At 68.1% G+C, this 22621-nt stretch carries 17 protein-coding genes and 2 tRNA genes; 5 read left to right on the top strand and 14 right to left on the bottom strand.

Annotated features, from left to right (window positions below):
• Positions 1–126: 126 nt before the first annotated feature.
• From mepA to murJ, 6 genes are all read right to left on the bottom strand, one after another.
• On the bottom strand, positions 127–5469 hold the full coding sequence (mepA, locus tag BLU09_RS21985) for a myxosortase-dependent M36 family metallopeptidase MepA (RefSeq protein ID WP_090491473.1): 5343 nt from the start codon (positions 5467–5469) through the stop codon (positions 127–129).
• Positions 5470–6072: 603 nt separating this feature from the next.
• Positions 6073–7017, bottom strand: coding sequence for an aromatic alcohol reductase (locus BLU09_RS21980; protein WP_090491472.1), 945 nt, complete (start codon positions 7015–7017; stop codon positions 6073–6075).
• 219 nt (positions 7018–7236) lie between these two features.
• Positions 7237–7310 (bottom strand) — tRNA-Met (locus BLU09_RS21975).
• A 67-nt stretch (positions 7311–7377) separates the two neighbouring features.
• Positions 7378–7451: transfer RNA gene (locus BLU09_RS21970), tRNA-Met, on the bottom strand.
• Positions 7452–7552: 101 nt separating this feature from the next.
• Entirely contained in the window at positions 7553–9493 is a 1941-nt protein-coding gene (locus BLU09_RS21965) for a S1 RNA-binding domain-containing protein (protein ID WP_090491538.1), read from the bottom strand.
• Between the two features lie 272 nt (positions 9494–9765).
• Positions 9766–11463, bottom strand: coding sequence for a murein biosynthesis integral membrane protein MurJ (murJ, locus tag BLU09_RS21960; protein ID WP_090491471.1), 1698 nt, complete (start codon positions 11461–11463; stop codon positions 9766–9768).
• Between the two features lie 105 nt (positions 11464–11568).
• Between murJ and encB the strand changes: the two genes are divergently transcribed.
• The 5 genes from encB (at position 11569) to BLU09_RS21935 (ending at position 16918) form a co-directional block, all read left to right on the top strand.
• Positions 11569–12045: an encapsulin nanocompartment cargo protein EncB gene (encB, locus tag BLU09_RS21955; protein ID WP_167371126.1), complete on the top strand. Its 477-nt coding sequence runs from the start codon at positions 11569–11571 to the stop codon at positions 12043–12045.
• 48 nt (positions 12046–12093) lie between these two features.
• A complete protein-coding gene (encA, locus tag BLU09_RS21950) occupies positions 12094–12957 on the top strand; it encodes an encapsulin nanocompartment shell protein EncA (protein WP_090491469.1) in 864 nt (287 codons plus the stop codon).
• 30 nt (positions 12958–12987) lie between these two features.
• Entirely contained in the window at positions 12988–14412 is a 1425-nt protein-coding gene (locus BLU09_RS21945) for a sigma-54-dependent transcriptional regulator (protein ID WP_090491468.1), read from the top strand.
• Positions 14360–15526, top strand: coding sequence for a peptidoglycan DD-metalloendopeptidase family protein (locus BLU09_RS21940; RefSeq protein ID WP_090491467.1), 1167 nt, complete (start codon positions 14360–14362; stop codon positions 15524–15526). Before BLU09_RS21945 ends, BLU09_RS21940 begins: the two co-directional genes overlap by 53 nt.
• A gap of 96 nt (positions 15527–15622) precedes the next feature.
• Complete coding sequence (locus tag BLU09_RS21935; RefSeq protein WP_090491466.1) at positions 15623–16918, top strand: hypothetical protein; 1296 nt, start codon at positions 15623–15625, stop codon at positions 16916–16918.
• Positions 16919–16959: 41 nt separating this feature from the next.
• Here BLU09_RS21935 and rsmI read toward each other — a convergent pair whose 3' ends face one another.
• From rsmI to rpsP, 8 genes are all read right to left on the bottom strand, one after another.
• Positions 16960–17790 (bottom strand): 16S rRNA (cytidine(1402)-2'-O)-methyltransferase, encoded by an 831-nt coding sequence (gene rsmI / locus BLU09_RS21930; RefSeq protein WP_011553581.1) that lies wholly within the window; start codon positions 17788–17790, stop codon positions 16960–16962.
• A 12-nt stretch (positions 17791–17802) separates the two neighbouring features.
• Positions 17803–18183 carry a YraN family protein gene (locus BLU09_RS21925; RefSeq protein ID WP_090491465.1) on the bottom strand — a complete coding sequence of 127 codons (381 nt, stop codon included), beginning with the start codon at positions 18181–18183 and terminating at the stop codon, positions 17803–17805.
• Positions 18184–18233: 50 nt separating this feature from the next.
• Complete coding sequence (locus BLU09_RS21920; RefSeq protein ID WP_090491464.1) at positions 18234–20135, bottom strand: ATP-binding protein; 1902 nt, start codon at positions 20133–20135, stop codon at positions 18234–18236.
• An 81-nt stretch (positions 20136–20216) separates the two neighbouring features.
• Positions 20217–20600, bottom strand: a complete 384-nt coding sequence (gene rplS / locus BLU09_RS21915; RefSeq protein WP_090491463.1) for a 50S ribosomal protein L19 — start codon at positions 20598–20600, stop codon at positions 20217–20219.
• Between the two features lie 116 nt (positions 20601–20716).
• On the bottom strand, positions 20717–21460 hold the full coding sequence (gene trmD / locus BLU09_RS21910; RefSeq protein WP_011553577.1) for a tRNA (guanosine(37)-N1)-methyltransferase TrmD: 744 nt from the start codon (positions 21458–21460) through the stop codon (positions 20717–20719).
• The gene (gene rimM / locus BLU09_RS21905) at positions 21457–22023 is read right to left on the bottom strand and encodes a ribosome maturation factor RimM (RefSeq protein ID WP_090491462.1); all 567 of its coding nucleotides are present in this window, start codon (positions 22021–22023) and stop codon (positions 21457–21459) included. The genes trmD and rimM overlap by 4 nt, the downstream gene beginning before the upstream one ends.
• Positions 22020–22304, bottom strand: a complete 285-nt coding sequence (locus tag BLU09_RS21900; protein WP_186817652.1) for a KH domain-containing protein — start codon at positions 22302–22304, stop codon at positions 22020–22022. Before BLU09_RS21900 ends, rimM begins: the two co-directional genes overlap by 4 nt.
• A gap of 11 nt (positions 22305–22315) precedes the next feature.
• On the bottom strand, positions 22316–22576 hold the full coding sequence (rpsP, locus tag BLU09_RS21895) for a 30S ribosomal protein S16 (protein ID WP_011553574.1): 261 nt from the start codon (positions 22574–22576) through the stop codon (positions 22316–22318).
• Between the last annotated feature and the right edge of the window lie 45 nt (positions 22577–22621).

The raw sequence follows: 22621 nt of genomic DNA, 5'->3' as shown, positions 1-22621 counted from the left end.
GAATCCAGGAGCCGGCCGCCAGGAAGTTCATCTTCAGTCGGCGTTCCGCGACGCCCGGACACTCACTTCATCCGGGCCCCGCGGAGGCCTCCTCCCACCCGGAGGCAGGAGGAGGACCCGCGCGTCTCAGTTCAGACGACGGCGGCGCAGCAGGCCGAGCAGCGCCAGGCCGATCATGCCGACCGGAGCGCCCGCGCCCGTCGCGGAGCAGCCACCGCTGTCACCGCCGTTGCGGGCGGAGAACTGCACGGTGGTGCTGCTCTCGGCGCCCGCGGAGTCCTTCACCGTCAGGCGGAACGAGAACGACGCCGTCTTGTCGTCGAGGTCAGGCAGGTTGACGACCGCAACCGCCTGGTCCGCGCCGGAGATGGTCGCGTTCGGGCCGGAGACCTGCGTCCAGTGGTACGTCAGCACATCGCCGTTCGCGTCGCTGGAAGCCGAGCCGTCGAGCGTGGCCGACGTCTGGTTGCCAGAGAGCACCGCGCGAGCGGTCGCCACCGGCGCGACGTTCTCCTCGGTCACGCTGATGGACGTCACGTCGACGACAGTCGCCGTACCGTCGTTGACCAACAGGAGGAAGGTCAGCGGCTCGGAGGAGGCCGGGGCGGTGAACGTCGGCGTCAGCGAGGACGCGTCAGACAGCGTCACGGGCGTGCCGCCGATCTGCGTCCAGACGATGACGAGCGTGTCACCGTCAGCGTCGGTCGCCGTGCCGTTGAGCGTCACGGTGGCGCCCTCCGCCACGATGGCCGACTCGCCCGCGTCCGCTTCCGGAGCAGTGTTGCTCGGGTTGGCACCCGGGTCCGCCGCCACGACGACGCGCACGACGTCGCTGGTGGTCGAGGTGCCGTCGCTGACCGTCAGGATGAAGCCGAGCGTGTCACCGTTGGCCGTGCTCGGCGCGGTGAACGACGGCGTCAGGGTGTCGGCACCCGTCAGGGTCACCTGCGTGCCACCGATCTGCTCCCAGTGGTACGTCAGCGTGTCACCCTCGGCGTCGGTCGCGGAGCCGCTGAGCGCCACGGTGTCGCCGGCGTTCGCCGTGGCATCGATACCCGCGTTCACGGTCGGCGCCGAGTTCACCGGCAGAGAACCATCGATGATGGTCACCGGCACCGCCTTGGAGGCAGAGGCCGAGCCGTCCGTCGCCGTCACGGTGAACTCGTACGAGCCCGGGACCGGGGTGGCGAAGGAGATGGCGGACGTGTCGGCGCCATTGATGGCAACCGTCGAACCACCCGTCTGCTCCCAGCTGTAGCTGAGCGCATCACCATCCGGGTCGACCGCGGAGGCCGTCACGGTGACAGTACCCGCGGCGAAGGCCACGGACGTGTCGGAGACGATGGGCGCGCGGTTCGCGTTGGTGACCGTCACGGTGACCGTGTCGTTCGCCGTGGCGATGCCGTCGCTGACCGTCAGACGGAAGACCAGCGTGTCATCCACCGTGACCTCGGGCGCGATGAACGTCGCCGTCGGCGTGGTGTAGTCCTTCACCGCCACCGGCGTACCGGAGACCTGGGTCCACAGGTACGTGATGGCATCGCCGTCCGCGTCGCTGGCGGAGCCGCTCAGCGTGTACTCAGCGCGCTCCTCGACCGTGCCGTCGAGGCCCGCGTTCACGGTGGGCGGATTGTTGGGGAGCGCCACCGTCACGGTCACGGAGTCCGTGGCCGTCTTGACGCCGTCGGAGACGGTCAGCGTGAACACCAGTGTGGTGGCCTCGGTGACCTGCGGCGCCGTGAACGACGGCGTCAGGGTGTCGGCACCCGCCAGGGTGACCGCGGGGCCAGACGTCTGTGCCCAGGTGAAGGTCACCGGCTGGCCTTCCGGATCGGCAGCCGAACCGTAGAGGCTCACCAGTTCACCCGGCGCGATGGACCGGTCCGGACCGGCGTTGGCGATGGGCCAGGGGTTCACACAGACGCCATCCTCAGCCGCGATGGTGGTGAACGGGGTGTTCGTGATGCCGTTGAACTCGAGGTCGTCCAGCAGCCAGCCCGTGTAGCCGCCGCTCTCGTCCGTACCGACGCGGAAGCGGACCTGCACCGTCTTGCCGGCGTAGGCCGTGCCCAGGTTGATGGTCGCGGGGAGCATGCCCGGGAACTCCGGGTTGTAGCTGGACAGCGCGGGCTTGCCAGCCAGCGGGTTCAGGTTGCCCGGGTAGGTCTCAAGAACCGAGTTGTGGATCGGATCGCCAATGTCCACCCAGGTCTGGCCACCGTCCTCGGAGATTTCGACCGTGGCGCCGTCGTAGTCATCCTCGAAGTCCCAAGCGTGCAGGAAGTTGATCACGAAGGGCTCGGTCGCGCTGACGTGCAGCTCAGGCGAGATGAGGCGAACGTCGGCGTAGGAAGCGGTGTTCTCCGCGTAGAACGTGCGGTTGCCGTCCGCGAACGTGACCACGCTGAACACGGCCGGGGTCAGGGCCTCGTCGTACTCGGTCTCCCAAGGCAGCTTGGACGGGGTGATCTGAACGTCCTCAATGTTGGAGGAGTTCGCACGCTCGTCGAAGTGCGTCGTGAGGATGATGCTGTCCGTGATGTCGCCGGGGATCGCCTGGCCCGCATCACGCGCCGCGATGTCGATGGTCACGTCCTGCTGGCCCGTCGCGCCCGTGAGCGAGACCGGGATGGAGACCGTGGCCGTACCGAACACGGGGATGACCGGGAAGCTCGCCTGACCACCGTTGCCGAACTCGAGACCCGAGAAGGCGGAGGACAGGTTGACGCTGGAGGCGGACGCAGGCAGCGCGCCCGCGTTGCGCACGGTGACCTCGATGCGGCCCGTCTCACCGTTGTCCAGGATGCCGTCGAGGTCGCACGAGCCAGCCTCGACGTCGTCGATGAACTCGGCCGACACGATCTGGATGGCAGAGCCGACCTCGAAGCTCTCCACGACACCCGCGTGGTTCGTGGAGTAGCGGTCCGGAGCCACGGCACCGACGCCCGCGCCGCGCTTGGCGAAGGCCGTCCAGAACCGCTCGGCGTCCGCCGGATCGTTGGCGTAGGCCGCCGCGATGACGGCGTCACGCGCCTCCAGGTACGTGGGGGCGGACGGCGTGAGCTTGTACCCGTTGACCAGGTAGCTCTTCATCCGGTCCTGCGCCTCCTGGAACGGATGCGCGCGGAGCAGCGACGTGTAGCACTCCCACAGCATCGTCGCCCAGATCTCGCCGGAGTTGTGGACCTGCGAGTTCGGCAGACCCGTGTTGCCGTTGAACGGCACGCCCGTGGGCAGCGCCACGCCGTCCATGATGTGACGGAACGACAGCGCGTTCTTGGTCTGGTCCGACGAGTACGTGCCACGGCGGATACCGAAGAACTCGGAGTCCGCGTCCGCGCGCGTGGCGTAGCCCGCGGCGGCGTAGGCGCCGTTCCAGTTCGCGTTGGACGGGACGTTGATGTCCTCGGCACGAACCATCATCAGCAGGGCGGTGAAGTCACCCCAGCCCTCGCCCATCGAGCGGCCCTGGTTGTTCACCAGACCGGACGCGTTCCCGATGAGACGGTTGCTGATGTAGTGGCCCCACTCGTGCGCCACGATGGCGTTGTCGATGGTGCCGTCGATCCACGCGGTCGGGCCACGCCACAGGGTGACGTTGAGCGCCGGCAGGCCGCTGCGCAGCACGTTGCCATCATCCAGGTTCACGCGAAGCGTGGGGATGGTGATGGTGGTGGAGTCGCCGCCCAGGTCGATCGTGGGACCCGCGACGTTGTCGTGGATGATGACGCCGATGGCGCCCGCGTTCTGCGCGTTGGTCACCTTGATGGTGAAGTCGCAGCTGCCTCGGTCGATGATGGCAATCTTGCCATTGACCTCGGCCGCGTTGGTCAGCGCGGAGCAGCCGTCGCGGTCGGTCGGACCCGCGGTGTTGGCCGCGTCGACCGCCGCCACCACGTCGCCGGTGACCTCGAAGGTCTGCGGACCGAAGGTGGAGGAGACGCCACCCTGGTAGTCACCCGCGACCTGCGCCGGAGCGTTCGCCGTCAGGCGCGAGTTACGCGGGCCGGCGAACAGGTACATCTGCATGCGCGGCGACGCACCGTCCGCCGGCGTGCGCATGTTGGCGTTGTCGGTGCCGCTGTGGTCCTGCGCCTGCGCATGCAGACGATCACCGCCCACGCCGCCACGCCCGAAGTTGTCATGCTGGGCGTTGCCGGAGGCCTCATCGAAGCCGGCGTCGTAGTACCAGTCGTGGAGCCAGTTGTTCAGGAAGAACAGGCTCGTCGTCGCCGCGGCGATCTGCTCGTTGTTGGCGTTCGGCTGGATGCCGAAGTCGATGGTCCGGTCGAACACGCCCGGAGCCGTGACGGACGCACGGAGGTCGCCGGGGTTGAAGTAGTCCGGCTCGGTGATGTCCGCGTACGCGTCGACGTTGTTACCCGTGGTCTCCGTCGCGCCGTCCGGCAGCCAGGGGTCGTTCCGGCTGAACGGGAGGCTCTCGAGGGTGATCAGGTTCGCCGGAACGTACGGCGACTGGTAGCCGTCCGGGTTGCCGGTCGGGTGCGGCGTACCACCGCTGCCGATCGGACCGTCGTGCGGGGTGTACGGCGGCGTCGTGTCCGAGAACACGCGGTAGCTGAACTCCGCGTGCGCCGTCAGGTTGTTGCGCATCAGCAACTGACCGTCGGTGGCGGAGATGACGTACGCGAAGTAGTCCGAGTCCACGCTGTTCGCGCGGCCCGTGTTGATCTCCACGTAGTACGCGGGGACCAGCTTGCCAGGCAGCGGGAAGTAGACCTGCTTCGCGCGGGCGGGGATGACAAACCCCTCCTCGAGCGGACGCGCGTAGTTGGCCAGCGTGTAGTGCGAGTACTTGTCGCCCTTCTTTGCATCGCTCACGCGGGTGAGCAGGTTGCGGTCCAGCGTGGCGCCCGTGAGGTCCTTGTAGGCCACGGCGATCGCCTCGGTCGCGGGCACGGTGAAGCGCGCCTTGCCCTTGGGCATCTCCGCGGAACCGTGCTTGGAGAGGCTGCCGGAGATGGCAACCACCTGGTTGTGCTTGTTCAGCAGCACCTTCAGCGACTGGCGGAAGACCTCGATTCCCGAGGACTCTTGGGCCAGCGTCACGACCTTCACGCCCTGCGTGTTGGTGCTGACGTTGGTGACCGTCGCGCCCGCGGCCTCAAACGAAGAGAGACCGTAGAGAGGAGCGTGGGCAGAAATCTGCGCCAGCGCTGCCTTGGCGGGAGACATCTTCGCGTACTCGCCGCGGCTCTTCGTCTGCTCCGCGGTCGGGTGCGTCCAAATGAACGTCGGGGAACCGGTCAGCGAGTCCTTGTGGGCGACCCGCGCCCCCTTCAGGCTGCTGTTGACCGGCTTGAATCCCGCGGTGGCACGACCCGCGGGCTTCGCGTCCTGGAGTGCATCATAGTTCGGCAGCGTCCGGGCGACGGAACTGGTACCGGACAGTACCAGGGCAAGCCCGGACAGCGTGGCAACCAACCTTCTCACGTGGGGAAACTCCATTTACGACGGCGGGGGTGGCCGCCTTCCTTACAGCCTGGGTCCAAGGTTCCGGCCCCATCGCCGAAACTCCCAGTCACGGTCAGAAGGCGACCAAGTGACAGATTGTCACCTGGCGGAGAGATTAGTGCCCGATCGGATGTAAGTTAAAAGGCGACACGCGCATTTTTTCCAACGGAGCGCAGAATTCCGCAATTACGGCAGGTTGCGTCGAACATGGGGGAGCCATGAGCGCTGGTTATGGACGCGCAGGCGTCTGGGGAGTGGTGTTTCAGGCACTTGTGCCTGGCGCTACTGGGTGTCTGGGCACCGCGGAACGCCCGTTCCCGCGCGCCGAAACCACCATGGCCCCGGGTAACGCGACACCTGAGTCCATGTCGCGCGGCAACGGAGGCGCGAAGGACTCAGGAAGCGCGACGCAATCCGCCTCCGAGGAGAAAAACAGCACGGCCACATCCCGTGGCTGCCCCTGGGGACATCTGCGCTGCTGTGATGATCAGTGCGCGCCCGCGACGCAGTGCGCCCTGCTGACGTGCGACCCGAGCCCGCAGCGCACCACCACCGAGACGCGCTGACGCCATCGAGCGTCCGCGATGCGCGCGCGGGCTACGGCTGTGAAGCGAGTGGCAACGTCGCCCGCGTGGAGGCCGACACCCTCCACCGTGCTTCAAGGAAGTCGCGCAGCGTCATGGGCCGGAGCCGCGGGTACTCGGCATTTGCCGGCTCGTGCAGTCTCCCCTTCCCCGCAAGCTGCGAGAGCAGACTCAGCTGCGCGGAAGACACCTGGACGGACACGCCTTCGGGCCGCGCACGCACGAGTTGCCGGCGAAGGTCCTCCACACTTCCCCTGCACAGGCGGCGAAGGCGCTGACCGGTCAGCGCTTCGTACAGGGCGGCCACGTCATTCACCGTCGCCACGTCCCCCACGAACTCCAACCGCCGGCCCGCGGCGTGAGGATCCACCACCACCTCCGCCACCCATCGCGCCGCATCCGTCATCGCGGTGACGTCGAAGGGCTCGTCTCCCGTGCCCCAGTACGAGACAACGCCGCGCTCGAAGTCGAACACCTGCGCCTGCGGCGACAGCGCCGTCTCCATGAACGCGCCGCACAGGACGAAGCTGTACGGCACGCCACTCTTCACCACGGCGTCCGCGACACGGCGGTGCGCATCCATGAAGGCGTCACCCGCATCCGCGTCGGTGTAGTCCAGTGAGTAGTCCGAAGGGATGAAGCGGATGACGCCATGCCGCCGCGCGGAGTCCAGCAACCGGAGCTGCCCTTCCACTTGAACTTCGGGTGGCCCGCTCACGGCGGAGACCACCGCGTCCACGCCCTCCAAGGCCGTATCGAGCGAGCGCATGTCATCCAGCGTCCCGCTCACCAACGTCACCCCATGCTCCGCCAGGCTCACCATCGCGTCGCTGCGCGCGCCCGGACGTACCAACACGTGGAGGTGGATGCCGGGGCGCGCCAGCAGTGCCGACGCCAACCTGCCGCCAAAACGCCCCGTACCTCCGACCAGCAGGACATGCGTGATGTCGGCGTCCATGGACTCCTCCTCGTCGTTGTCGGCGGCGTGAGCCGCACATCACCGGTGGGGGCAATCCCCTACGAGGAAGATGGACCGTGGTGCCGGGTACGCCTTCACCAGCGAACACAACGCGCTCGGCTGGACGCAGGGCAGCCATGCCGGAGGAGGGTCGCAGTGTCGAGACGTGCAAAAGGAATCGGCCCGGCCATTCCATGAGAATGACCGGGCCGACTTGAGTTGCGGGGGCAGGATTTGAACCTGCGACCTTCGGGTTATGAGCCCGACGAGCTACCAGGCTGCTCCACCCCGCGACATGTCTTGAGGCTCAACTACTCGAAACCCGACTGCGATTCCAATCACGTTTCGAAAAACAACGAGTTGCGGGGGCAGGATTTGAACCTGCGACCTTCGGGTTATGAGCCCGACGAGCTACCAGGCTGCTCCACCCCGCGGCAGAGAGAGGCGAGGCGGTAAGTACCGTCCCTCGCCTGGACCGTCAACACCTTTCTCCAGCGCTGACCACATCAACGAAATCAGCGCTGGAGACAGGGAATTACTTGCGCGCCTTGCTGAGCAGATCCGCGAAGGTGCCGAAGCCCTTCTTGCCCGCGCCCTGCGGCTGCTGCGTCTTCTGCCAGGCCTCCACCTCGGCGCGCTCCTCCGCGCGGATGGCGGCGGTGACGGACAGGCGGATCTTCCCGGACGCGTCGATGTCCAGGATGGCCACCTTCACCTCCTGGCCCAGCGAGTAGTGCTTGCGCAGGTCGGTGCCACGCTCGGTGCCCGTCTCGCTCGCGGGCAGCAAGCCCTTGCCGCCCGGGAACGCAAGGAACACGCCGTACGGCTCGATGCGATCCACCTTGCCCACGACGACCTGGCCCACCTTGGGACGGGGCGCGGCGGGCTGCGCCGGAGCGGCGGCTTCCGCGGCGGGCGCCGTGCGCTCCTCGGGAGGACGCTGCGCCTCTTCCTCGGAGATGCGGCGCAGGCCGATGCGCTTCTCCTGCGTGTCGATCTTCTCCACCGACACCCAGATGGTCTCCCCTTCCTTCACCACGTCGCGCGGGTGCGCGATGCGGCGGTCGCTGAGCGCGGAGATGTGGACCAGACCATCCACGCCCGGACGCAGCTCCACGAAGGCGCCGAACTGCTGCAGGCGGACGACCTTGCCCTGGAGGCGGTCGCCTTCCTTGATTTCGGACAGCGCCTTCTGGAACGGATCCTCCTGGCGCGAGCGCATGGACAACGTGATGCGCTCCTTCTGCTTGGACTTGTCCGGCGAGTTGGGCTGGCCGGCCTCCATGCGGAGGATCTCGACCTCGACGTCATCGCCGACCTTCACCACGTCGCTCGGGTGACCGACGCGGGTGTACGAAAGCTCGGAGACGGGAATCATGCCCTCCACGCCGCCCAGGTCCACGAACACGCCGAAGTCGCGCACGCCGGTGACCTTGCCCTTGACGATCTTGCCCTGGGCCAGGTTCTTGCGCGTCTCCGCGGCCAGCTGCCGCTGCTCGTCCTCCAGCAGCGAGCGGCGCGACAGCACCACGTTGCGCTCGCGGACCTCGCTCACGCGGAACTGGAGCTTCTCGCCGATGAACTGGTCCGGCTTCTCCACATAGCGCAGGTCCAGCTGGCTGATGGGGCAGAACGCGCGGATGTCGCCGATGGCGACCTCCACACCGCCCTTGTTCACGCTCAGCACCAGGCCTTCGACGGGCATGCCGGAAGCGCGGGCCTCGGCCAGCAGGGCCAGGTTCGCGCTGCCCTTGGCCAGCGCGCGGCTGAGCAGGATGCCCTTGGCCCCCACCTCCACCACGTGCGCGTCGATGGTGTCACCCACGCCGAAACGCAGGATGCCCTCGTCGTCCTTCAGCTCGCGAAGCTCGATCATCGCCTCGCTCTTGGCCGCGCCTTCCACGGACACGAACGCGGTGTCCGCGCCGAGCTGGAAGATGGTGCCACGGACCTTCTCGCCCACGCGCAGGCCCTTGCGGCTGGGCGTTCCACCCTCCTTGGCCTGCGCCTCGAACATCTCGGCGAAGGACTGGGACTCGGGAACTTCCTCATACAGCGCGCTGGTCGGCGCCGGCGTCGGCGTGACCGGACGCGGCGTGGGGGCCGGCGGCGCGGCGGAGGATTCGGCGGCGGCGGTCGTCTCCTCGGCCGTCGCGGTCGCCTCGGCGGGAGCATCCCCCACCGGGCCGCGCGTCTCGATGGCACCCGACGCCCGCTTCACGACGACCATGGGGCCCGACGGACGGCGATCGCCTCCGCCACGGCGCTCGCTCCCGCCACGGGGCCCCCGCTCGTCGCGCGGCGCACCACCCGCCGGACGCGGCTGGGCGTCGCGCTCACCACGGCCACCGCCGCTGCGCTCGCCGCCTCGGCCACCGCCACGCTGTTCGCCCCGACCGCCCTCGCTGCGAGCTCCCCCGGAAGGGATGCCGAGCATCACGTCACCGAAGGTGGCCTTCGGCTTCTTGGGACCCATCCCGCCAGAATTGGAACCGTTCTTCTCGTCGCTCACTGCGAGACCTTCCTGAAGCGAATTCGACCCTGGCTTCCCGAGAAGCCGGGCCCCGGTGAAAAAGGCGGCGCACTCTACACGCGCGCCATGTCCGGAGGAAGCCAGATGACGCACATGCCGTTGACGCCAACGCTCCGTCCATAACGGAGGCACCCCGTCAGAGCATCCCGGACCCGATGCTTGCAACGCCAAATAGCGGCCGTTCGGCAGGCAGGGAGCCAAGCAATCCCAGGTGGTTAGCGCACCAGACGCAGCTTCCGCCCCACCTTGCGCAACACCGTTCCCGCCTCCGGGATGCCCAGGGCCGCTGACATCCCGAAATAAACAGCACCGAACGGGAGCGCCACCGCTGCGAAGCCCAGAACAGGGTGCAGGCGCGGCGGCATCAGGAAGCCCCCCCCCCACTCCGCCGTCACACCGGGCATCGGCCCGAGCAGCGAGGTGAGCCCCACCTTGATGCCCACCGCCACCAGGCCAGCCACCACCGCGGCGCCCCACAAGCGAGGCAGCAGTCCAGACGGGACGCCAACCGGCCCGAGCTGCTTCACCAGCTTGCGGCGCAGCAGTCCCGCCTCCAGCCAGGCCACCAGGCCGCTGGCCAGGGTGAGGCCCAACGCGCCCAGGTGCTGCGGCACGCCAAGCCATCCTGGTAGCCGCAGGCCCAGCACCCATGCGCCCAGGGTGCCCACCAGCACGCGCACCACCGCGAAGCGCAGCGGCGTCTTCGGATCCTTCAGCGCATAGAAGGCGGAGGCATAGAGGCGCCCCACCGTGGACGCCACCAACCCCAGCGCCGCCCCCATGAGCAGGTACCAGAGGTAGCGCGAGTCCGCCGCGTCGAAGCGCCCTGTCTGCAGCAACGCCGCCGCCACCATGTCCCCCAGGAAGAGGAAGGCCGCCGCCGACGGGACGACCCAGAAGCAGATGCGGCGTGCGCCTCCGTCGATGCGTTGGCGCAACCTGGCGGCCACGTCCGCGCCCTCCCCCGTGGCGCGCGACATCTCCGGCAGCTCCGCCGCGGACACCGCCATCCCAAAGAGGCTCACCGGGATGAGGTAGATGGTCTGAGCGTAGAGCAACGAGGACAGCGCGCGATTGGAGATGAGTGACGCGAAGGCCGTGTCCACCCAGGCGCTGAACTGGACCACGCCGCGCCCCAACACGACCGGCCCGAAGTTCTTCAACACCTGCCGCACAGGCTCCGCCGCCAGCGACAGCGTCGGGCGGAAGCGGCCCATCAACTTGAGGACGGAGGGCACCTGCACCGCGAACTGGAGGAAGCTGCCCAGCACCACGGCGTAGGCCAGCACCGAAACCAACGCCTCTTCCTCGTAGCGGCCTCCCGCGGCCACCAACGCGGCGATGATGACCAGGTTCCAGACGACGGGCGCCAGGTACGAAAGGAGGAAGCGCCGGTGGCTGTTGAGGATGCCCAGGCACCAGGCGCTCAGCACCAGCATCCCTGTGCCGGGGAAGAGGATGCGCACCAGGTGGATGGCCAGTTCCCGCTCCTGCCCCTGGAAGCCGGGCGCGATGGCATCCACCAGCAGCGGGGTGAACACCATGCCCAGCGCCACCACCACCGCAGTGACCAGGGACAGGATGCCGAAGACGGCGCCCGCGACCCGGTCCGCCGTCTCCGTGTCCTTGCGGCCCAAGAGCTGCGCGTAGACGGGGATGAAGGAGCCGGAGAGGACGCCCTCGCCAAACAGATTCTGCAGGAAGTTGGGAATGCGCAGCGCCGCCTTGAAGACGGCCGCGACCTCCGTATTACCCAGGTAGTGGGCGAAGACGCGCTCGCGCACCAGGCCCATCAGCCGGGAAGCAAGGATGCCGGCCGCCACCAGCGCGGCCCCCCCTCCTGAGCGCTCGGGACGAGGAGGCGCAACCGGCGCAATCGGCGGGGGTGGAGACTCGGGCGAAGACGTGGTCACGAGAGCGGCGGACTCTACGCGGGCCGTTCGGTGTCATGAAGCCCGAAACCCCGTCCCCCTGTTTCGCTTGACGCCGAACCCCCTGGATTGCAAGGGTCCGTTCCAATGGCCGGCTCTCCCGACAGTGACTTGGACGACGTGGCGCGCATCCGCCTCGTGCTGGCACGTGAGCTGGAGACGATCAACGAGTACGAAGCCTACGCTCGTGCCTCCTCGAACCCCGAGGTCCGCGCGTTCTTCCAGCACCTGGCCGCCGAGGAGAAGGAGCACGTCTCCGAGGCCGTCCACATGCTTCGCATGTTGGACAGTGGTCAGAACGACCACTTCGCCAAGCCCTTCGTCCCCGGTCATTTCCAGGCCGCAGAGGCCCCCGCCCCCGCCACCGTCCATGTGCCCGCACCGGATGGCCCGGCTTTCTCCGTCAACGGCCGCAACGGCCGGCTCCCCTCCGAGCCGCCAACGTCCCTGCCGCCCCAGCGGCTGCTGTATGGCCTGCCTGCGCCGCCGCCCGCCGTGGAGTCGCACCCGCTCACCGTGGGTTCACTGCGCCGGGGTGGCGGTGGTTCCGGCAGCGGTCGCTGAAGCTTTCTTCCCCTTCTCTTCTAGTCGATGCCTCTGGAGCCACATTTCATGCCTGACTTCCTTGGACATGCCGAGAACCCGCTCCGCGAAGAGGAGTGGGCGCGTCTGAACGAGACTGTCATCCAGGTCGCCCGGCGTTCGCTGGTGGGTCGGCGCATCCTGGACATCTACGGGCCGCTGGGCGCCGGGGTGCAGACGGTTCCCTACGACGAGTTCCAGGGCGTCTCACCCGGCGCCGTGGACATCGTCGGCGAGCAGGAGACCGCGATGGTCTTCACCGATGCTCGCAAGTTCAAGACCATCCCCATCATCTACAAGGACTTCCTGCTGCACTGGCGCGACATCGAGGCCGCGCGCACGCACAACATGCCGCTGGACGTGTCGGCCGCCGCCGGTGCCGCCGCGCTGTGCGCGCAGCAGGAAGACGAACTCATCTTCTACGGTGACGTGCGCCTGGGCTACGAAGGCCTGATGACGGCCAACGGCCGGCTCACGGTGCCGCTGGGTGACTGGACGTCGCCGGGTGGCGGTTTCCAGGCCATCGTCGAGGCCACGCGCAAGCTCAACGAGCAGGGCCACTTCGGCCCCTACGCCGTCGTCCTGTCGCCGCGGCTGTACTCGCAGCTGCACCGCATCTACGAGAAGACGGGCGTCCTGGAGATTGAGACCATCCGCCAACTCGCGTCGGACGGCGTCTACCAGTCCAACCGCCTGCGAGGGGACTCCGGCGTGGTGGTGTCCACCGGCCGGGAGAACATGGACCTCGCGGTGTCCATGGACATGGTGGCGGCGTACCTGGGCGCGTCGCGGATGAACCACCCGTTCCGCGTTCTGGAGGCGCTGCTGCTGCGCATCAAGCACCCGGACGCCATCTGCACCCTGGAGGGCGCCGGCGCCACGGAACGTCGCTAGTTCCGGTCGCCCGCGGTCACGACTTCCACCATGGCCAAGGTCCTGGTCATCGACGACGAGGCGAACCTCCGCAAGGTGCTCGCCGCGATGCTGCGCCGGGACGGCTTTGACGTCACCGTGGCGGAGAACGGCGAGCAAGGGCTCGCCGAGTTCCACAAGAACGGCGCGGACATCGTGGTCACGGACCTGGTGATGCCCAAGGTGGGCGGCATGGAGGTGCTCGGCACCATCCGCACCGCCAACCCGGACGTCCCCGTCATCATCATCACCGCGCATGGCACGGTGGACTCCGCCGTGGACGCCATCAAGGCGGGCGCGTTCGACTACATCACCAAGCCCTTCGATCAGGCGGAGCTGTCCTCCGTCGTCGCCAAGGCCGCGAAGACGAACGAGAGCGCCCGCCGCTCCGTGCGCCCGGACGTGAAGGCGCGCGCGGCCATCATCGGCGACTCGTCGACGATTCAAGAGGTCTACAAGATCATCGACAAGGTGGCGGACACGCCGTCCACGGTGCTCATCACCGGGGAAAGCGGCACCGGCAAGGAGCTGATCGCCACCGCGCTGCACGGCGCCTCCAGCCGCCGCGACAAGCCGTTCATCAAGATCAACTGCGCCGCCATTCCCCACACGCTGCTGGAGAGCGAGCTCTTCGGCTACGAGCGCGGGGCCTTCACCGGCGCCGTCACGTCCAAGCCCGGCCGCTTCGAGCTGGCCGACGAGGGCACCCTCTTCCTGGACGAGATCGGCGAGATTCCAGTGGAGATGCAGGTGAAGCTGCTGCGTGCGATCCAGGAGGGCGAGTTCGAGCGCGTGGGCGGCATCAAGACGACGCGCGTGGACGTGCGGCTCGTGGCCGCCACCAACCGCGACCTCCAGGCGGAGATTGAAGCCGGCCGCTTCCGCAAGGACCTCTACTACCGCCTGGCGGTGGTCCCCATCTCCCTGCCCGCCCTGCGCGAGCGCCGCAGCGACATCCCCATGCTCGCCCGGCACTTCGTGGAGAAGTACAACCGGCGCCTCAACAAGAAGATTGAAGGCATCGCCGACGACGCCATGGCCCTGCTCCAGGGCTACGCGTGGCCGGGCAACATCCGCGAGCTGGAGAACCTCATCGAGCGCGTGCTCCTGTTCGCGGACGGGCCTCTCATCACCGCCCGCGACCTGCCGGAGCCGGTCCGCCAGGGCACGAGCGTCCAGGCGAGCACCAACCTGGCCAGCGCGGTGGCCTCCATCGACGTCCCCACGGGGGAAGTCGGCCTGAAGGACATCGTCCGGATGAAGGCCGCCGAGCTCGAGCGGGACCTCATCGTGAAGAAGCTCGAGGAGACGGGTGGCAACGTCACCCGGGCCGCCCGGTTGCTTCAAATCAGCCGCAAGTCACTCCAGACGAAGATGAAGGAGTTTGGCTTGCGCGACACCACACCAGACGGGCAGGAAGACGGTCCGGACGAATAGACCGCGAGGAAGCGGAATTCCGCTTCGCGCGCGTCGGTTCCGGGCCCGCCCACCCATTCCAACTCAGGGAGCTTGTATGCGGCCGAACCTTCCCACACTCGGTGCCCCTCCGAAGCGCAGTCCCTTCGGCACGGTGGTCGCCGTGTCACTCATCCTCGGCGGTGCCGCCGGCGGCGTGTGGTGGTGGAAGCAGCGGATGGTTCAGGCGACGGAAGAGGCCGCGGCTCAGATGCCCAACGCAGTCCCCGACGCGGGCGCCGTCGCCGAGGCGCCCACGCCAGCGCCCGTGGCCACGGACCCGGTGAAGGCCGCGGGCCTGGAGCGCGTATCGGTCAGCATCAACGGCCCCCTGGAGACCGCGCTCGTCAACGCCGCTGGCTCGGACGTGGGTCCGGCGCTGGCGCAGGTGGTGACGCGCACCTTGGTGTGGTGGGTCTCCGTGCCCGGGGAGATTCTCCGCGGTGACACGCTGGAGGTGCTCTACCAGCGCCGAACCAACGAGGAGCCCCTGGTGCACGCGGTGCGCTTCACCAGCGCCAAGCTGGGCAAGACGCTGAGCGCGTACCGCTACCAGGCCAACGGCGAGCCCAATGCCCGGTACTACCTGTCCGGCGGCGACGAGTTGGAGCTGAGGCTGGAGCGCTCCCCCATCGACGACTACGAGCAGGTGACGTCCCTGCTTCGCGACGGCCGCAAGCACAAGGGCGTGGACTTCCGCACCCCGGTCGGCACGCCCATCAAGGCCCCCTTCAACGGGGTGGTGAAGCGGAAGAACTGGAACTTCAGCAGCAACGGCAACTGCATCGAGCTGGTGGAGTCGGGCGGTAAGGGGCGCCGCGCGCTCTTCCTCCACCTGGACGAGGTGGACAAGAGCGTCAAGCCGGGCACCCGGTTCTCCGTGGGGCAGGTCATCGCCAAGAGCGGCAACACGGGCCGCAGCTTCGCCCCCCACCTCCATTACCAGCTCATGACGCAGGACGACCGGGTGCTGGACCCCTACGACCAGCACAAGACCTACCGCCGCTCACTGGCCGCGCAGCACCGGTCGGGTTTCGAGGCGGAGGTGCGCCGGATGGACGGGTTGCTGAGCGCGTCCGTGGTGGCCGGCAAGTAAAAGCCACCCGTTTCTTGACACTCCTTCGACGGCACGGCTAGCTGGAAGCCCCCCGGGCTTGCCGGTAGGCCAGGGAGATTTGCCGTCGGAGGTCGGATGCACAGGCTTCGCGTCGTACTTGCCGCGCTGACGCTGGGCGCGCCGTTCGCCGCCACCGCGGCGGACATCACCCGGATTGCGTCGTCGCTCGAGGAGGACGACCCGTTCGACCTCTTCATCGACGTCGGCTTCGAGCGCACACAGAACCGCGCGAAGATCATCCGCGAGCAGTTGGCCCCCGCCGGGCAACCGGCGGGCCGCCGGGATGCATCGGAGCTCTGGTACAAGGGCGTGGACGCCCGGCTCAACCTGGAGCTGTCCGTCGGCCTCTACAGGGACCTGGAGTTCTCCTTCGCCCTGCCCGTCGTCTTCTCGCAGAACGAGCGTTGGGACTTCACGTCCAACTCGTCTCCCGAGACGTCCACCATCACCAACAACTGCCTGAACGCCAACGGCTCCGTCATCCCGGGCTGCCTGGAGGGCTCGGCACCGGGCAGCGCCCTGTTCGACGTACCGCAGGAGAGCTTCCGCGGCGGCCTGGGCAACATGCGCTTCGGTCTGGCCTACGCCTTCTTCAACCAGGAGAAGGACGAGACGAAGCCCACCTGGATTGTCGGCCTGGAGTACGAGGCCCCCACCGCGAAGCTGCGTGACGCGGCCGCGGACACCACCAACTCGGACAGCCGCGGCAACATTGGCGACCGCGTCCACAAGTACCAGCTCTACACGGCCTTCTCGCGCCGCATCGGCGCGGCCGAGCCGTACTTCAAGGCGCACTACACCATCCCCGTGCGCGGCCCGGGCGCCTACTCCAATTGCGTCCAGAAGGATTCCAACCCGGACAACCTGGGCGCCCCGGACAACTGCTTCACGGGCCCGTGGAACCGCAAGGAAACGGGCATCAACGCCCCCCACACCGCGGGCATGCTCTTCGGCGTGGAACTGGTGCCCTTCAACCGGCCGGCGAAGTCGCAGCGCTTCGCCCTCGATGTCCGGGGTATCGGCAACTACGTGGGCAGCGGCCGCTACTACAACGAGCTGAGCGCCGCCCTGCGCAAGCTGCTCACCTCCGAGGACTACTTCCAGGTGGGTGGCATGCTGGGCGTCACGGCGAACGCGTCGCAGGCCTTCCAGATTCGCGCGTCCGGCATGTTCCTCTACAACACCAACCACGCCCTCACCGCCGAGGCTCCGGGGCGTGACGCGAACAACGACGGCGGCGTGGACACGCAGCCCGGCTCGCCCGACCTCAACCCCAACTTCGACTGGCGCTATGACCTGGTGTCTCGCCGCTTCCTCGCGGTGGAGAGCACCACGTTCCGCTTCGACCTGAGCGCCACGTTCAGCTTCTAGCGTGGCCCGGTGGGCGCCGATGACGGCGCCCACCTGGGGACTCAGCGCTTCAGCGAGAGCCCCAGTCGATAGACGTCCTGACCGGCCCAGCCCGCGCGGCGGGCTAGCTCGGTGCTCAGCGCCTTGAGCTTCTCGCCGCGCGACAGCCCCTCCTCCAGGGCCCGACGCAATTCCTCCTCGGACCAGCGTGTCTCGCCGGTGCGGCCCTCCACCAACACCACCACCTCGCCGCGGGGCTCTTCCGCCGCGTAGCGCGCGGCCAGTTCGGACAAGGTGCCCCGGGCGAACTCCTCGTGCAGCTTCGTCAGCTCCCGCGCCACGCACGCGCGCCGGTCGCCCCAGGCGTCGAGCAGGTCCGGCAACGTCTCCGACAGGCGGCGTGGGGACTCATAAAGCACCAGGGTGGCGGACAGCTGCGCCACCTCCTCCAGCATCGCCCGGCGCTCGGCGCCCTTGCGCGGGAGGAAGCCCAGGAAGTGGAAGCGCCCCGTGGGTAATCCAGAGGCGCTCAGCGCCGCGACCAGGGCCGTGGGGCCTGGTACCGGCACCACCGTCAATCCGCGCTCCAGCGCCTCGGCCACCAGCTTCTCGCCCGGATCACTGATGGCGGGGCTGCCCGCGTCAGTCACCAGCGCACAGTCCTCTCCTTCCCCAATCCGGTCCAGGATGCGTCCGGCTCGCTGCCCTTCCGCGAAGGCGGGCAGGCTCACCAGGTCCTTCCCGCCAATGCCGAAGTGGTCGAGCAGCACCCGCGAGTGCCGCGTGTCCTCACACGCGATGAAGCGCACCGCGCGCAGGGTCTCCAACGCGCGCGACGTGACATCCCCCAGGTTCCCGATGGGCGTCGCCACCAGATAGAGCGTTCCAGCCATGGCGTCGTCCTCTCACATCCCCGCGTCGAAGGCGCCAGGGATGTGCTCCACGGTGGCGAGCTCCCCGCGTCCCACCACCGAAATCACGTCGAAACGGAACATCCGTCCACGCAAGTCATGCGCGAACAGGTACCGAAGCGCCGCCTTCACCACCCGGCGCTGCTTGGCGAAAGACACACTGTGGGAGGGGTCGCCCCAGGTGGCCGTGGAGCGCATCCGCACTTCCACGAAGCACACCAGGTCGTCACGTTCGGCGACCACGTCCAGTTCCCCGAAGCGGCAGGTCCAGTTGCGATCCCGCACCCGCCACCCCTGCGCCTCCAGGAAGCGCACCGCCGCCTCCTCCCCCGCCTTCCCGTACTCCCGCCGCTCAGCCGGCGCCGCCCGTCGCATCCACCCCTCCCCCTGCGGACCTCCCCCTGGAGGCAACCCGCCACGTCGCCTCAGACGTTAACGGGGCCGTCCGACATCTGCGCGAAGCCCGGGTGCGAGGTGACGTGCAGCACCTGCGTCAGCGTGCCCAGGTGCTTCAGCATCCGAGCGATGAGGGGCAGCTTCACCTCCTCCATCCCCGTGAAGACGTCCTCCAGCAGGAAGGGACGCTTCACGCGGGCGCTCGCCTTCTCCACCACCGTCATCCGCAGGGCCAGGTAGTACAGGTCCAAGTCCTTCGCGGGGAGCTCGCCCACCGGCACCCGCCGGCCAGAGGCCAGGGCGAAGGCCTTGCCCTCGCGGTCCCACTCGATGCCCTGGTACCGCCGGTCCGTGAGCGCGGTGAGGTATTGGACGCAGCGCTCCTTCAGCATCGCCTGCACGGACAAGATGTCCGTGGTGAACACGTCCGCCGCCTGGGACAGCAGCATGGGCGACGGATCCTCCAGCGTCTCCACAGGCACGGCTCCATCCGGGCCCGGCGCGGCCGGCGGCGGAGGCGCCTTGGCCAGGGCAATGGACTCCTTCAGCCGGCCCATCTCACGCTCCACCTCGCGTACGTCGCGGACGTACGTACCCTTCTGCGTCAGCTCGTCGTTGAGCGCTTCCGCCTCCGCCTTCAGCGACTGAACCTGAGCGGCCGCCGCGAGGTAGTCCGGATCCGACTCCATGGTGTGAAGCTGGTCCCGCAGCTCGGCGACTCGCGCGGCCAGCAGCTCCTTGCGCTCCAGGGCCGGGGCGATGCCGTCCAGATCTTCCACGTCGAGCGCCTTCTGAGCCATGCGCAGCGGCGCGGCTTCCGCCTCGTACTCCTCGAGGATCTTCTTCTCCCGGATGTCGAAGCGGTTCTCCTTGCTGCCATGCCGCGTGGCCTTCTGCAGGTCATCCACGTAGCGAAGCGCCAGGAAGGCGGCGACACCGAAGGCCGGGATGTCCAGCAGCGCCAGGTAGCGGAAGGTCCGGTCCACTCCAAATCCCAGGCCCACGGCCAGCGCCAGGAACAACACGCCAACGCCCAGGCCGGCCCAGAACCCCATGTTCTGCGTCAGGGGCGGCACCGAGGTGGGACGTGCCTCCGCTTCGTTCTCCCGGTCCGCGTTGAGGCGCGCCAGGGCCTCGTCACGACGGGCAATCACCTTGGGGTGGCGCTTCAGGCGGTTCACGATGTCCTGAGGCAGCCCCAGGGACTCGGGCGTCGGCGCCGCGCGCCAGGCGGCCTCGGCCTCCGAGATGGCCACCTTGAGCCCCTCGGTCCCCTTCAGCCTCTGCTCGGCGTCGAAGATCTGCGAGGCAACGCCATCCGCCTTGAACTGAAGGCTGTCCACCTCCGTGGAGGCAGCCAGTTCCTGCTCCAGCGCGCGCAGCTTCGCCTCGGCGGCGGGGATGTCCTCCGCGGGCAGCACCGTGGAGGCAGACGCCAATGATGGGTACCTGCCGGACGTCTTGGGGTCCACCTTCGCCGCGGCGGCAGCGGACTTCCTCGGGCGTCGTGAGGGAAGCTGCGCGGACTGAAGGCAGTACACCTGCTCGAACGTGGTCTTCGGTGGAAGTCCCGCCTGACCGCGAAGGAACTGGCTGATCTCCGACGCATCCGACGAGACGAGCTCCGGCTGCTGCGTCGTGGGATTCATCCGGTGCAACGTCCCGGAGCCGCCGAGGTCGCGCAGGACGCGGTACGTCACCCCATCCACTCCGACGAACGTCAGGGCCGCCTTGCCCGACTTCGCACCGGCGGCGATGAAGCTGGCGTCAGTGCCGCGCCCATCCGCGAAGAGCAGCGCGAGGGAGAGGCCCGCCAGGGGGCTCGACTCCGCCGAGGGCGGTTTGAGGACGAGGTATCCCGCCTTCAGGGCAAAGCGCCCCGCGGGGGAGAAACCGCGGACGTTCTGGACGGCGACTTCGGCGAATTGCATGGCTCGCGCATGTTAGCGCGAATGAAAAAAGGAGCGTCCGGGATCGGACGCTCCTTTTCACTGCACAGGCGCTGGAAGCGCTCAGGAGGCCGAGGCGGCCTTCTTGGACGGCTTCGGCTCTTCGATGACGTCGACGCGCGCCGCCTTGCCCTTGAGGTCGCGGAGGTAGAACAGGCGCTTGCGGTTCACGGCACCGCGCGACAGGACCTCGATCTTCTCGTAGCGGGGGCTGTGCAGCGGGAACACGCGCTCCACGCCGACGCCGAAGGAGAGCTTGCGCACCGTGAACGTAGCGCGGTGGTTGCCCTTGGTCTTCCGGATGACGATGCCCTCGAACGCCTGCACGCGCTCCTTCTCGCCCTCCTTGACCTTCCAGTGGACGCGCACGGAATCACCGGTATTGAACACGGTGACATCCTGGCGCAGGAACTTGGCCTCGATGTGCTGAATGGCGGCGTTGCGCATGACAAACTCCGGAAAACTTGAACTGACGCGATGGTCGCGTGAAGAGCGGGCCGTACTAACAGAGAGAGCGGTGTCGGACAAGCCCTGATGATCCAACCCGCTAGCAACGCTCAGGGTTACAGCTCTTCCTCCCGGCGGGCCAGAAGTTTCTGGTCGGCCTTCGACAGCACCACGCGGGCATACAGGTCCGGGCGGCGCTCGTGGGTGAGCACCAACGACTTCCAGCGCCGCCAGCGGGCAATCCGGGCATGGTCGCCGGACTGCAGGGCGGCCGGCACCTCGACGCCCCGGAAGACAGGCGGGCGGGTGTACTGGGGATGCTCCAGCAGGCCTTCCTCGAAGCTCTCCGTGACGGACGAGTCCACGTTGCCCAGCACCCCGGGCACCAGCCGCGCCACCGCGTCCACCACCGTCATGGCCGCCAGCTCGCCGCCCGTGAGAACGAAGTCCCCCAGGGACAGCTCCCCGTCGAGGTGCGCCATCACCCGCTCGTCCACGCCCTCGTAGCGGCCGCAGACCAGGATGAGGCCCGCCTCGTGACGGACCAGCTCACGCGCAGTGGCCTGGGTGAAGGTGGGCCCTCGGGGGCTCATGAGCAGCACCCGTGCGCCCGGATGCCGCGCTTTGGCCGCCTCAATCGCGGCGACCAGCGGCTCCGGCTTCATGACCATGCCGGCGCCACCGCCGTAGGGCGCGTCGTCGGTGACGCGGTGCTTGCCCTCGGCGTACTCGCGGATATCGGTGATGGTGGTGGCCAGCAGGCCCTTCTCCTGAGCCTTCCCGAGGATGCTGGCCCCCAGGTAACCGGTCACCATGCCGGGGAACAACGTGAGGATCTCCACCGGATACGGTGGGCTCATTCCGCGTCCTCCGGGCCTCCACCTGACTCGGCGCCCTTGCGTCCCGCATCCACGTACTCAGGCGGATGGATGACGATGCGCCGCGCCTCGAGGTCCACGGTGGGGACGAACTCGTCGGCGAAGGGCACCACCAGCTCCTCGCGCCCGGAAGCGCGAATGACCAGGTTGGGCACCTCGCCGGTGGTCCAGATCTCCTCCACCCGGCCCAACGCGTTCCCGTTGGCGTCCACGGCCTCGAGCCCCACCAGGTCACCCTGGAAGAACTCGCCCTCCGCGGGCGGCTCCAGATCCTCGCGGAAGACGAACACCTTGGCGCCCACGAGCGCCTCCGCGTCGTTCCGCGACTCCACGCCTTCGAGGACCACGATGTCCTCCTTGGGCGTGGGCCGGAGCGCCTCCAGCCGCATTTCCCGCTCCACACCGGCGCGCGTCCGCACCCAGATGCGATCGACGGTGTCGAGCGTCTCCGACGCCGGATCCAATGCGCGAATGGCGACCTCGCCACGCAGCCCGTGAGCACGCGCGACGTATCCCAACTCCAGATAGGGACTGGTGGCCGTCACTGCGCGGAGTCCGGCGCGACCGGAGCGCCTGCTGCATTGCGCCGGTCGTCGAGAATCTCCAGGCGGACCTTCTGCCCGGACTTCTGTGCGGCGGCATTGAGCAGCGTCCGGAGGGCATTCACGGTGCGCCCGTCACGGCCGATGACCTTGCCGACGTCCTCGGCGGAGACCTTCAGCTCGAAGAGCCGGGCCCCTTCCACCTCGGAAATGCGCAGGCTGACCTGGTCAGGATGATCGACCAGGGCCCGCGCCAAATAGTTGAGAAGCTGCTCCACGTCCACTCGGGCGTGGCTCAGACCGCGGGAGCGGGCTTGGCCTTACCGGCGACCTTGATCAGGTCCGCAACGGTCTCAGACGGCGTCGCGCCCGTCTTCAGCCAGTAGTTGAGGCGCTCCTCGTTGAACTCCACCTTCGGCGGCTCCTGGTTCGGATCGTACGCGCCCACGGCCTCGATGAACTTGCCGTCCCGGGGGTTGCGGGAATCGGTGGCGACCACGTGGTAGTACGGCTTCTTCTTGACGCCCGCGCGGGCAAGACGGAGGACAACGGCCATTGAATGCTCTCCAACAAACAGGAAACGTCTTAGGAAAGGGGTGGC

The sequence above is a fragment of the Myxococcus virescens genome (assembly GCF_900101905.1).
Lineage (GTDB): Bacteria > Myxococcota > Myxococcia > Myxococcales > Myxococcaceae > Myxococcus > Myxococcus virescens.
Note: the sequence above shows the minus strand (reverse complement) of the source record. Positions and strands in the feature narration are given on the sequence as shown.